We start from the raw sequence: 12,328 nt of genomic DNA on the forward strand, positions 1-12,328 counted from the left end.
CGATTCCCGCCGCAACTCATAATCGAGCGGCGCCGCACGGCGCGGCGCCGACCCGACCGAGCGTCAGTTGTTGGTGAACCCGACGAGCAGGCCACCCGTGATCTTCACGCTGAGGTTGTAGAGCCCCGCGAGGAGGGCTCCCATCAGCGTGATGACGATGAGGTTGAGCAGCGCCACGATGCCCGCGAAGGCCATGACCTGCGGCAGGTTGACGTACTGCAGGATGTTGTTCCCCGGGCCCGCGATGTCGGTGAACAGACCACCCACCTTCGTGAAGACACCGGTGGTGTTCAGCACCGTGTAGACGAGGAAGAAGAACACCACGATGACCACGGCGACCGCGATCGCCGCCAGGAACGACAGCTTCACCGCCGACCAGAAGTCGATGTACACCAGCTTCAGGCGCACCTGCTTGGTGCTGGTGCGTTTGGTCGACTTCTTGGCCAACTTCTCTGCGACGCTACTGCTCATCTACTTCTTCCTTCATCGCCGGAGTCTCGTCCGGCACGGATGCCTCGGGTTCTGCACCCTCCGGGGCGGCTGCGTCTGCAACCGTCTCCGGAACATCCTGGGTCTCAAGGTTTCGGTCACTGTTCTTGGCCAGCGCGATGATTCGGTCGCTCTCCGCGAAACGCGCGAAGACGACGCCCATCGTGTCGCGCCCCTTCGCTGGAACTTCGGCCACGGCAGACCTTACCACCTTGCCACTGGCAAGAACCACAAGGACCTCGTCGCTCTCATCGACGATCAGGGCGCCCGCGAGGGTGCCTCGATCGTCGTTCAGCTTGGCCACCTTGATGCCCAGACCGCCGCGGTTCTGGCCGCGGTACTGGTCGATGTTGGTGCGCTTCGCGTAGCCGCCCTCGGTCACGACGAAGACGAACGCCTCGCGTTCCTCACCCTCGACGGACGGCAGCACCGACGCCGAGAGCAGCTTGTCGTCGTCGCGGAAGTGCATGCCGATGACGCCGCTCGTCGCGCGTCCCATCGGCCGCAGGGTCTCGTCGCTCGCCGTGAAGCGGATCGACATGCCCTTGCGCGACACCAGCAGGACGTCGCTGTCGTTCTCCACGAGCAACGCGGAGGTGAGCTCGTCGCCCTCGCGCAGGTTGATCGCGATGATGCCGCCCGAACGGTTGGTGTCGTACTCCGAGAGCGCCGTCTTCTTGACGAGGCCGTCGTGCGTCGCGAGGACCAGGTACGTCGCGGCCTCGTAGTCGCGGATGTCGAGGATCTCGGCGATCTCCTCATCGGGCTGCATGGCGAGCAGGTTGGCCACGTGCTGGCCCTTGGCGTCGCGGCCGGCCTCCTGCAGTTCGTAAGCCTTCGCGCGGTACACGCGGCCCTTCGTGGTGAAGAAGAGGAGCCAGTGGTGCGTCGTCGTCACGAAGAAGTGGTCGACCACGTCGTCCGCGCGCAGCTGGGCACCCTTGACGCCCTTGCCACCGCGGTGCTGCTGACGGTAGTTGTCGCTGCGCGTGCGCTTGATGTACCCGCCGCGGGTGACGGTGATGACCATCTCCTCTTCGGGGATCAGGTCTTCCATGTTCATGTCGCCGTCGAAACCGAACATGATCTCGGTGCGACGGTCGTCGCCGTACTTGTCGACGATCGCGGTCAGTTCCTCGCTGACGATCTCGCGCTGGCGGACCGGCTTCGCGAGGATGTCCTTGAGGTCGGCGATCTGCGCTTCGATCTCGGCTGCCTCGTCGATGATCTTCTGACGCTCGAGGGCGGCGAGACGACGCAGCTGCATGTCGAGGATCGCGCTGGCCTGGAGCTCATCGATCTCGAGGAGGTCCATGAGGCCCGTGCGCGCCTCATCGGCGGACGGCGAACGACGGATGAGCGCGATGACCTCGTCGAGGGCGTCGAGCGCCTTCAGGTAGCCGCGGAGGATGTGTGCGCGCTCCTCCTTCTTGCGGAGTCGGAACACGGTGCGGCGGACGATGACCTCGACCTGGTGCGTCACCCAGTTGGTGATGAACCCGTCGAGCGGCAGCGTCCGCGGGATGCCGTCGACGATCGCGAGCATGTTCGCGCCGAAGTTGTCCTGCAGCTGCGTGTGCTTGTAGAGGTTGTTGAGGACGACCTTCGCGACCGCATCGCGCTTCAGCACGATGACGAGCCGCTGGCCGGTGCGACCGGAGGTCTCGTCGCGGATGTCGGCGACGCCGCCGAGACGACCCTCCTTGACGAGGTCGGCGATCTTCAGCGCGAGGTTGTCGGGGTTCACCTGGTACGGGAGCTCGGTGACGACGAGGCAGGTCCGACCCTGGATCTCCTCGACGTTCACGACGGCCCGCATCGTGATGGAACCGCGACCCGTACGGTAGGCGTCCTGGATGCCCTTGACACCGAGGATCTGCGCGCCGGTCGGGAAGTCCGGCCCCTTGATGCGCTGCATGAGCGCCTCGAGGAGCTCTTCCCGGCTGGCCTCGGGGTTCGCCAGGTGCCAGAGGGCACCGTCGGCGACCTCGCGGAGGTTGTGCGGCGGGATGTTCGTCGCCATGCCGACCGCGATGCCAACGGACCCGTTGACGAGGAGGTTCGGGAAGCGCGCCGGCAGGACGACCGGCTCCTGGGACTCGCCGTCGTAGTTGGGCTGGAAGTCGACGGTCTCCTCGTCGATGTCGCGCACCATCTCCATGGCGAGCGGGGCCATCTTCGTCTCGGTGTATCGAGGGGCTGCCGCGCCGTCGTTGCCCGGTGAGCCGAAGTTGCCCTGGCCGAGCGCCAACGGGTACCGCATGCTCCACGGCTGGACGAGGCGCACGAGCGCGTCGTAGATGGCGGTGTCACCGTGCGGGTGGAACTGACCCATGACGTCGCCGACGACGCGCGCGCACTTGGAGAACGAGCGGTCGGGGCGGTAGCCGCCGTCGTACATCGCGTAGATCACGCGGCGGTGGACGGGCTTCAGGCCGTCGCGGACGTCGGGCAGGGCGCGGCCGACGATGACACTCATCGCGTAGTCGAGGTAGCTGCGCTGCATCTCGAGCTGCAGGTCGACCTGGTCGATCCGGCCGTGTACGCCGTGGTCCTCGTCCGGGACCGTGATCTCGTCGTTGGTTTCGTCTGCCATGTTCTCTTACTTCTCCTGGTCCCTGAGCTTGTCGAAGGGCCTGTTTGGTGCGAGGTGGGTCACTTCGACAAGCTCAGTGACCGGTGGATGAGGGTGGTTCGTGCCGCTCAGATGTCGAGGAAGCGGACGTCTTTCGCGTTCTTCTGGATGAAGGTCCGGCGGGACTCCACGTCCTCGCCCATGAGCGTGGAGAAGATCTCATCGGCAGCCGCGGCGTCGTCGAGGGTGACCTGGAGGAGCGTCCGCGTCTGCGGGTCCATCGTGGTCTCCCACAGCTCCTTGTAGTTCATCTCGCCGAGACCCTTGTAGCGTTGGATCCCGTTCTCCTTCGGGATGCGCTTGCCCGAGGCGACACCGTCGGTGAGGAGGGCGTCGCGTTCGCGGTCGCTGTAGACGTACTGGTGGTCGGCGTTCGACCACTTCAGGCGGTAGAGCGGCGGCTGCGCCAGGTACACGTAACCGAGGTCGACGAGCGGACGCATGTAGCGGAACAAGAGCGTCAGCAGGAGCGTCGTGATGTGCTGGCCGTCGACGTCGGCGTCGGCCATGAGCACGATCTTGTGGTACCGCACCTTGTCGGGGTTGAAGTCCTCACCGATGCCGGCACCGAAGGCCGTGATCATGGCCTGGACCTCGTTGTTCGCGAGGGCGCGGTCGAGGCGTGCCTTCTCGACGTTGAGGATCTTGCCACGGAGCGGGAGGATCGCCTGGGTCTCCGGGTTGCGACCCTGCACGGCGGAGCCGCCTGCGGAGTCACCCTCGACGATGAAGATCTCGGACAGCGACGGGTCCTTCGACTGGCAGTCCTTGAGCTTGCCGGGCATGCCGCCACCCTCGAGGAGGCCCTTGCGACGGGCCGTCTCGCGGGCCTTGCGGGCGGCGAGTCGAGCGGTCGCGGCCTGCAGCGCCTTCCGGATGATCTCCTTGGCCTGGTTCGGGTTGCGGTCGAACCAGTCGTTGAGCTGCTCGCTGACGACCTTCTGCACGAACGCCTTCGCCTCGGTGTTGCCGAGCTTGGTCTTCGTCTGTCCCTCGAACTGCGGCTCGGAGAGCTTGACGGAGATGACGGCCGTGAGGCCCTCACGGACGTCGTCGCCGGAGAGGTTGTCGTCCTTCTCCTTGAGGATGCCCTTCTCACGTGCGTAACGGTTCACGAGCGTGGTGAGCGCTGCGCGGAACCCTTCTTCGTGGGTGCCGCCCTCGTGCGTGTTGATCGTGTTCGCGTAGGTGTGGACGCTCTCGTTGTACGCGGTCGTCCACTGCATCGCGACCTCGAGCGCGATCTTGCGCTCGGTGTTCTCCGACTCGAAGGAGATGATCTCGTCGTGGACGAGCTCGGCCCGCTTGGCCTTGTTCAGGTACTCGACGTAGTCCTCGAGACCGCGCTCGTAGAAGAAGACGTCCTTGCGCTGCGAGTGGGCCGCCGAGTTGTCGTCGACGTCGTCGGCCTCGATGGCGTCGCGCAACGGGCGCTCGTCGGCGAGCTCGATACGGAGGCCCTTGTTGAGGAAGGCCATCTGCTGGAAGCGGGTCCGCAGCGTCTCGTAGTCGAACTCCGTCGTCTCGAACGTCTCGGCGCTCGGCCAGAAGGTGATCGTGGTGCCCGTCTCGGAGGACGGCTCGTCCTCGTGGAGCGGGGCGTCGGGGACACCGTGCTGGAAGCTCTGGCGCCAGACCGAACCCTGACGACGGACCTCGACGGAGAGGCGCGTGGACAGTGCATTGACGACGGACGAACCGACGCCGTGGAGCCCACCGGAGACCGCGTACCCGCCGCCGCCGAACTTGCCGCCGGCGTGCAGGATGGTCAGGACGACCTCGACGGTCGACTTCTTCTCCACCGGGTGGATGTCGACCGGGATGCCTCGACCGTTGTCGATGACGCGGACGCCGCCGTCCTCCAGGATGGTCACGAGGATCGTGTCGCAGTAGCCGGCGAGGGCCTCGTCCACGGAGTTGTCGACGATCTCGTAGACCAGGTGGTGCAGACCACGTGGACCGGTGGACCCGATGTACATACCGGGCCGCTTCCGGACGGCTTCGAGACCTTCGAGAACCTGGATGGCACTTGCGCCGTAATCAGAGTCTTGGGCGTGCGTGTTGGGTTCTGATGTCATAGGGAAAGAGGGCTCCAAACCGTCGAGATTCGACCGTTCCATCCTACCAAACAGACCCCGTGAAGCCGCGAGAAAACGCCCGTTTGAGGCACTTTTCCATGCCCGGAGGCCGTATTTGCCTCCCTAGCCGTAAGTATCGCGTGGACCACGCCCTGGGATCGACCTGGGGCCTCTTTTCCAGGAGGGTGCTCCGGGGCCCTGGAAACGGATCGTGTCGACACCGGCGTCGGGATAGCGTTCGGCGATGCGGACGAGGATCTCGTGGCGCATGTGTCGCAACTGTGTCGCCCAGGCCGTCGACTGGCATTGGACGAGCAGGACGCCGTCCGCGATCGACACCGGTTCGGAGTACCTGGCGGTGTCCTCGCCGCACAACTCCGCCCAGTTCCCGAGGACCTCGTGTTGGGCGAGTGGCGAGTTCCACCCGAGTCCGGCGGTCAGCGAATCGATGACCGTCCCGAGGCCCTTGGGGTCGCGTCCGACTCCGTACGGCACCGAGTCCTGCGGCCCCTCGGCCGAGCGTTCCCGGCGCTTGCGATCACGGGAGACCCGTTCGCCGCCGAAGATCTCCTTGAACCGGAGGTACACCGTGGCGGACAGTTCCCCCGCCGGGTCGGCGTCCCGTCCGAGTCGCCGCGGCTCAGTCATGCGTCGACTCCGTGGTGAGCGCCTCGTTCACTGGGCCGGCCGCCCCGCCCGGACCGTCCACGATCCGTCCGGCTTCGATGCGCACGACGTGCGCGGTGAACCGTTCGGGGACGTCGTCGAACACGGCCGCGGTGATGATGACCTGGTCGTACTCCGCGACTGCGGCCGCGAGGCGTTCCCGGCGACGTGCATCGAGCTCGGCGAAGACGTCGTCGAGGATGAGCACCGGATCACCGAGGGACGAGTCGGCGCGGAGGAGCTCGGCTGAGGCGAGTTTGGCGGCGAGCGCGAACGACCACGATTCACCGTGGCTCGCGTACCCCTTGACCGGCAGCCCGTTGAGACCGAAGAACACGTCGTCGCGGTGTGGCCCGACGAGCGTCAGGCCCCGTTCGAGCTCGGCCGACCGGCGCTGCGCGAGCGCCGCACGGAACCGTTCCGCGATACGCGCAAGATCGACAGGGGCGCCCGGCTCCACGCCTTCCGTGGGATCGGCGGCTGCCGACTCGTCCTCGGCGTCGGTGCCGGCGATACTGAGCACGGGCAGGAGGACCGGTCGGTGATCGTCGCCGGCCACGGCCTCGTACGCGGCACGCAGTGGCCCACCGAGCATGGCCAGGAGCTGCAGACGTTCCGCGATGATCTCCGTGCCGTACTGCACGAGCCGGTCATCCCAGAGGTCGAGCGTCGCCAGGGGCCCGGACTTCAGCCCGCGCGCCCTCGCCGACTTGAGGAGCGAGTTCCGCTGCTTCAGGGAGCGGTCGTAGTCGGCCATCACGCCGGCCAGCCGGGGGATCCGCTGCACGAGGAGCTGGTCGATGAACCGCCGGCGCGCCGACGGGTCGCCGCGGACGATCAGGAGGTCCTCCGGGGCGAACAGCACGGTGGACACGTACCGCGGCAGTTCGCGCGGCTTGATCTGGGACCGGTTCACCTGGGCGCGGTTGGCCGAACCCCGGTTGAGCTGCACCTCGGCGAGCAGCTCACGACCGTCGTGCACGATGCGCGCCCTGATGATCGCCGCGTCGGCACCGTGTCGGATGAGCGCCTGTTCGGAGGAGACCCGATGGGACCCGAGGCTGCTGAGGTATCCGATCGCCTCGACGAGGTTGGTCTTGCCCTGGCCGTTGCGACCCACGAACAGGTTGGGTCCGGGTTCGAGCGCCACGTCGACCACCGCGTAGTTGCGGTAGTCGGTGAGATTCAAGTGCCGCACGATCACCACGTCACCCTACCGCCTCGCCCTGACGCCGAACGGGTCGGGGCGCCGTCGGACGTCCGAGCGCGGCCGTCACGACGACGCAGGGTGAACGAAATCGACCCTCCAGCGAAGCGGAATGCTCCGGGAGGGTCGATTTCGTTCGTCAGGAGACGTCGTGTCGTCAGTCGTCGGCCTTCTTGACCGCGTGTCCGCCGAACTGGTTGCGGAGTGCGGCGACCGCCTTCATGGCCGGCGAGTCCTCCTGGCGCGACACGAAGCGGGCGAAGATCGACGCGGAGATGGTCGGGACGGGCACCGCGTTCGCGATGGCCTCCTCGATCGTCCAGCGGCCTTCACCCGAATCCTCGACGTAGCCCTCGATCTGCTCGAAGTCCGGGTCCTCCTCGAGGGCGCGGACGAGGAGCTCGAGCAGCCAGGACCGCACGACGGTGCCGCGCTGCCAGGCCTTGAACGTGCCGGGCACGTCCTTGATGATGTCCTCGCGCTTGTCGAGGAGCTCGAAGCCCTCGGCGTACGCCTGCATGAGCGCGTACTCGATGCCGTTGTGCACCATCTTCGCGTAGTGGCCGGCGCCGACCTCTCCGACGTGGACGAAGCCCTCATCGCGAGGGCCCTCGGGGCGCAGGGCGTCGAAGACGGGCATGACCCGCTCCACCTGCTCCTTGGAACCGCCGACCATGAGGCCGTAGCCGTTGTCGACACCCCAGACACCGCCGGAGACGCCGGCATCGATGTAGTCGATGCCCTTCGCCGACAGCAGTTCAGCGTGCTTGAAGTCGTCCGTGAAGCGGCTGTTGCCGCCGTCGATGATCAGGTCGCCGGCCTCGAGCAGGCCGTTCAGCTCCTCGACGACGGAGTCGGTGATGGCCCCGGCGGGGACCATGACCCAGACCGTGCGAGGTGCCGGGAGCGCAGCGACGAGGTCGCTGATCGTCGCGACGTCGGTGACATCGGGGTTCCGGTCGAAACCGGTGACCTCGATGCCGTTCGCACGCAGACGCGTGCGCATGTTGTTGCCCATCTTGCCGAGACCGACGAGACCGATGTGCATGGAGGATCCTTTGCGTGTCAGCGCAGCAGCAGGTTCGGCTGCAGCAGGTACTTGTAACTGTCGGCACCCGGCTGATCCTTGGAGGATTGGCTCGTGATGAGCATGGGTCCCGGCTTGTTCGTGTTCTCCGTCTTCGTGAACGAGAACCGCACGTACTCGCTCCGGACCGCGGTCAGACCGTCGATCAGGAACTGCGGCTTGAGGGAGAGCACGATGTCGTCGCCGGTGAGGAGGGCGTCGATGCCCTCGGATGCCTGCGCCTGCTCGGATCCGACGGCCTCGAGCGTGAGGCCGTCGATGGTGAAGGTGAAGCGGAGGGCCGCTTCGCGCTCGAGGACGAGCGACATACGCCTGGTCGCCTCGATGAGTTCCGCGGTGTTGATGATCGCGTAGTTGTCGGTCGTCTCGGGGAAGAGCCGCTTGACCGGCGGGAAGTTGCCCTTGATCAGCAGCGAGGTGACCGTCTTGCGGTCGGCCCGGAACGCGATGAGCTCGCGGTCGTCGCGATTCGTGATCGCGACGTTGATGTTGCCGCTGTGGCCGAAGGTCTTGCCGACCTCCTGGAGGGTGCGGGCCGGCACGAGGGCCGTGATCGTCTCGCTGGAACCGTCGCCCTGGCCCGAGTCCCAGTCGATCTCGCGGACCGCGACGCGGTAGCGGTCGGTCGCGACGAGGCTGAGGCTCGTCTTGGAGACCTCGAGCTGCACGCCGGTGATGACCGGGGTCACGTCGTCACGGCTCGCGGCGACAGCGACCTGGCTCACTGCGGTGGCGAACTCATCGGCGGGCACGAGGCCGAAGTCGGCGTCGACCTGCGGGATCGTCGGGTACTCCTCGACGGGCATCGATCCGAGCGTGAACCGGGCAGAACCACAGGTGACCTCGATGCGGTTCTCGACCTTGCTGAACCGGACGGGCGCGTTCGGAAGGCGGCTGGCGATCTCCGAGAGCAGCCGGCCGTTGACGAGTGCCGTGCCGGCCTCCTCGACCTCGGCCGCGATGCCGGTCTGGCTGGAGACCTCGTAGTCGAAGGAGGACAGGATGAGACCGTCGTCACCGGCTTCGATGAGGATGCCGTTCAGGATCGGCAGCGTCGGGCGCTGCGGGAGCAGCTTCACTGCGAACGAGACGGCTTCGCTGAATACATCCCGGTTGACGCTGAATCGCACGACAAGTCCCCTGTCTCTGGCTCTCGATGACGTCACCAATGCTAGTGGGTCTGCTTCCGGGGTCGAGTGGGACGAGGTGCTGTGGAGAAGCGAGCCTGGGGAAAGGTTGTTTGGCGGAGAGATCATTGAATTAACGGTTAACAGTCTTAACCGGTGTGGAAACTGTGGATAAGTCCGCCGAACCCGCTCGAACACAGGGAACTACATGTGTGTAACTTGGTGGTGGCCTGTGGAGAGAACGACACGAGGGTGTGGGACGCGAAGGTCGGTGAATGATGTTCACTCACAAGCCCGCCCGGAGCTTCCACATCTCTCCACAGGTTATCCACAGGGCTACGAAGGCGGAATGTGGAGAGATCGGTCGCACATCCTGTCGTCGAATGAGCGCTCGTCGTCGCCTGATGAACGAAATCGGCCCCTCGAGCACACCGAGTGCGCCGAGAGGCCGGAAACGTTCACCAGGACGCGTCAGGCGCCGTAGCGGAGGTTCTGCTTGATGCGGCTCGTGAGCTCGGTCACCTGGTTGTAGATCGAGCGCTTCTCCTGCATGAGGTCGGTGATCTTCCGGTTGGCGTACATGACCGTCGTGTGGTCCCGGTTGCCGAACAGCTGACCGATCTTCGGGAGTGAGAGGTTCGTGAGCTCGCGACAGAGGTACATCGCGATCTGACGTGCCGTCGCCACGGCCTGCGACCGGCTCGAGCCGTACAGGTCGTCGACAGAGAGCTTGAAGTAGTCGGCCGTCGTGTTGATGATGTCGATCGGCGAGATGACGTTGTCGTCGTCGAGGCTGATGACGTCCTTCAGCACCGTCTGGGCCAAGGTCATGTCGACAGCGGTCCGGTTCAGGCTCGCGAACGCGACGACCCGGATGAGCGTGCCCTCCAGCTCACGGATGTTGCTCGACACCTTGGTGGCGATGAACTCCAGGACCTCGTCCGGGATGTGCAGCTTCTCGTTCTGCGCCTTCTTGCGCAGGATCGCGATGCGCGTCTCGAGGTCGGGAGCCTGGACGTCGGTGATGAGTCCCCACTCGAAGCGGGAACGCATCCGCTCTTCGAAGCCGGTGAGGGCCTTCGGCGGCAGGTCGCTGGTGATGACCACCTGCTTGTTGTGATCGTGCAGGGTGTTGAAGGTGTGGAAGAAGGCCTCCTGCGTCTCCGCCTTGCCCTGGAGGAACTGGATGTCGTCGATCAGCAGGATGTCGATGTCGCGGTACCGCGACTGGAAGAACGAGCCGCGGTTGTTGGCGATCGAGTTGATGAAGTCGTTCGTGAACTCCTCGCTGGACACGTACCGGACGCGGATCCCCGCGTAGAGGTTCATCGCGTAGTGGCCGATGGCGTGGAGGAGGTGGGTCTTGCCGAGCCCGGAGTCGCCGTATACGAACAGCGGGTTGTAGGCCTTGGCCGGCGCTTCGGCCACGGCGACCGCGGCCGCGTGCGCGAACCGGTTGGACTGACCGATGACGAAGTTGTCGAAGCTGTACTTCGGGTTGAGTCGGGTGTCGTTCTCGCGAGCCGGAAGCGTGGGCGTCGGGGTCAGCTGCGGCTGCGGTGACTCGAGCGGTGCCGGGTCGATGTGCTGGAAGCCGGTCTGCTCGTACCGTTCCTCGACGATGTCGGGGTTGACGACGATCGCGTAATTGCCGACGGGACCGCCGTCGACGATGGAAGCGAGTGCAGCGAGGATCGGTGCCCGCATGCGCTGGTTGAGCATGCCCATCGTGAACTCGTTGGGCACCTCCAGGTAGAAGGTGCCGCCCATGATGCCCTTGGGGACGATGAGGTTGAGGAACCCGCGGAGCGGCGGGGTGATGCGGTCGTCGACGGAGAGGATCTCGAGCACCGATTGCCAGGTCTCAGCGATCGCATCGTCGGCGTCCGACATAGTTCTCCCCACACATACTCACAGGTTCATCCACAGGCTCTCCCCTGAGTATTCGGGGCTGAGCGCGGTGCTATCCACACGCTGTGCATAACCCGAGGGCTTACGCTAACAAGACGTCGCCCCAGTCCCAAATCACTGTACGGCCGCCCTGCGTGTCACTGCTACAATTTCTGAGAATCCTGTGGATAATCATTCGTTTGGGCGCCGCTGGTTTGACCTTCGCGCGAGTAGACCGTAGGTTTAATCAGTTGACTTCTGCCCACGGGCACCCTTCCGTACCCTGCTGCCACCTGTGCAGTGGTGGGTCATGATCCGGAGATCGTAATTATGAGCAAGAGAACCTTCCAGCCGAACAACCGTCGTCGCGCCAAGAAGCACGGCTTCCGTCTGCGCATGCGCACGCGTGCCGGCCGCGGCATCCTGTCGGCTCGTCGCGCCAAGGGCCGCACCGAACTCTCCGCGTAGAGCCGTCGTGCTCGAGCGTGCGAGCCGGATCACGTCCGGCGACGATTACCGAGGGGTAGTTCGTCGCGGGTCCCGGTTCGTCGGCGAGCACACGGTCACGTACGTACGCATGAACCCGAAGGGCGGACAGCCGCGCTTCGGGTTCATCGTTGCGAAAACGGTCGGAAACGCAGTGACCCGCAACCTCGTCAGACGTCGCTTGAAGGCCATCTGCCACGACAGCGTCGTTCACGCTGCCCGCGGCGCTGACGTGGTCATCCGTGCGATGCCGTCTGCAGCGACGGCTCCGTTCGCCTCGCTCCATGCCGAGGTCGATCGAGCCTTCGCCAAACGCGGTGTCACCGCCGAGACTGCGGACGCGCACCGATGAACGGCGTCCTCGCTGCAACCTGCCTCGCGCCCCGCAATGCTGCGGTGCTGGCGCTTCGCGGGTATCGCGCCGCGATCTCCCCGTTGTACGGCGACGTCTGCCGGTATTACCCCAGCTGTTCCGCGTACGCTCTGGGAGCGGTGCAGCAACACGGTGTCGTCGTCGGTTCGGCGATGGCAGCGGCGCGCATCGCGAGATGCCACCCCTGGGCAGCACCTCGTTTCGACGAGGTACCGCCCAAGAAGAACTTCCGGTACAGCGTCACTTCTCACGGATTTGTCGTGCAACCGAGCCACGGAAAGGGCTGACCC

At 65.5% G+C, this 12,328-nt stretch carries 11 protein-coding genes; 3 read left to right on the plus strand and 8 right to left on the minus strand.

From position 1 onward, the window contains the following. Positions 1-63 precede the first annotated feature (63 nt). The 8 genes from RWN05_RS02885 to dnaA form a co-directional block, all read right to left on the minus strand. The gene (locus RWN05_RS02885; protein WP_056010202.1) at positions 64-471 is read right to left on the minus strand and encodes a DUF3566 domain-containing protein; all 408 of its coding nucleotides are present in this window, start codon (positions 469-471) and stop codon (positions 64-66) included. Then, entirely contained in the window at positions 461-3,085 is a 2,625-nt protein-coding gene (gene gyrA, locus RWN05_RS02890; protein WP_314138380.1) for a DNA gyrase subunit A, read from the minus strand. Before gyrA ends, RWN05_RS02885 begins: the two co-directional genes overlap by 11 nt. 107 nt (positions 3,086-3,192) lie before the next feature. Further along, positions 3,193-5,202, minus strand: coding sequence for a DNA topoisomerase (ATP-hydrolyzing) subunit B (gyrB, locus tag RWN05_RS02895; RefSeq protein WP_064294034.1), 2,010 nt, complete (start codon positions 5,200-5,202; stop codon positions 3,193-3,195). A 123-nt stretch (positions 5,203-5,325) separates the two neighbouring features. Further along, complete coding sequence (locus tag RWN05_RS02900) at positions 5,326-5,850, minus strand: DUF721 domain-containing protein (RefSeq protein ID WP_064294035.1); 525 nt, start codon at positions 5,848-5,850, stop codon at positions 5,326-5,328. Then, on the minus strand, positions 5,843-7,072 hold the full coding sequence (gene recF, locus RWN05_RS02905) for a DNA replication/repair protein RecF (RefSeq protein WP_314138384.1): 1,230 nt from the start codon (positions 7,070-7,072) through the stop codon (positions 5,843-5,845). Before recF ends, RWN05_RS02900 begins: the two co-directional genes overlap by 8 nt. 160 nt (positions 7,073-7,232) lie before the next feature. Beyond that, positions 7,233-8,123 (minus strand): phosphogluconate dehydrogenase (NAD(+)-dependent, decarboxylating), encoded by an 891-nt coding sequence (gene gnd / locus RWN05_RS02910; RefSeq protein WP_064294036.1) that lies wholly within the window; start codon positions 8,121-8,123, stop codon positions 7,233-7,235. A gap of 17 nt (positions 8,124-8,140) precedes the next feature. After that, positions 8,141-9,292 (minus strand): DNA polymerase III subunit beta, encoded by a 1,152-nt coding sequence (gene dnaN / locus RWN05_RS02915; RefSeq protein ID WP_064294037.1) that lies wholly within the window; start codon positions 9,290-9,292, stop codon positions 8,141-8,143. A gap of 468 nt (positions 9,293-9,760) precedes the next feature. After that, the gene (gene dnaA / locus RWN05_RS02920; protein WP_064294038.1) at positions 9,761-11,182 is read right to left on the minus strand and encodes a chromosomal replication initiator protein DnaA; all 1,422 of its coding nucleotides are present in this window, start codon (positions 11,180-11,182) and stop codon (positions 9,761-9,763) included. 327 nt (positions 11,183-11,509) lie between these two features. Between dnaA and rpmH the strand changes: the two genes are divergently transcribed. The 3 genes from rpmH to yidD are packed head-to-tail and all read left to right on the plus strand — an operon-like array spanning position 11,510 to position 12,325. Then, on the plus strand, positions 11,510-11,647 hold the full coding sequence (rpmH, locus tag RWN05_RS02925) for a 50S ribosomal protein L34 (protein ID WP_056010217.1): 138 nt from the start codon (positions 11,510-11,512) through the stop codon (positions 11,645-11,647). A gap of 7 nt (positions 11,648-11,654) precedes the next feature. After that, entirely contained in the window at positions 11,655-12,017 is a 363-nt protein-coding gene (gene rnpA / locus RWN05_RS02930) for a ribonuclease P protein component (RefSeq protein ID WP_079003765.1), read from the plus strand. Next, the gene (gene yidD / locus RWN05_RS02935; protein ID WP_079003764.1) at positions 12,014-12,325 is read left to right on the plus strand and encodes a membrane protein insertion efficiency factor YidD; all 312 of its coding nucleotides are present in this window, start codon (positions 12,014-12,016) and stop codon (positions 12,323-12,325) included. Before rnpA ends, yidD begins: the two co-directional genes overlap by 4 nt. Positions 12,326-12,328: the final 3 nt, after the last annotated feature.

The organism is uncultured Plantibacter sp., from assembly GCF_963518075.1.
Taxonomy (GTDB): Bacteria; Actinomycetota; Actinomycetes; order Actinomycetales; family Microbacteriaceae; genus Plantibacter; species Plantibacter flavus_A.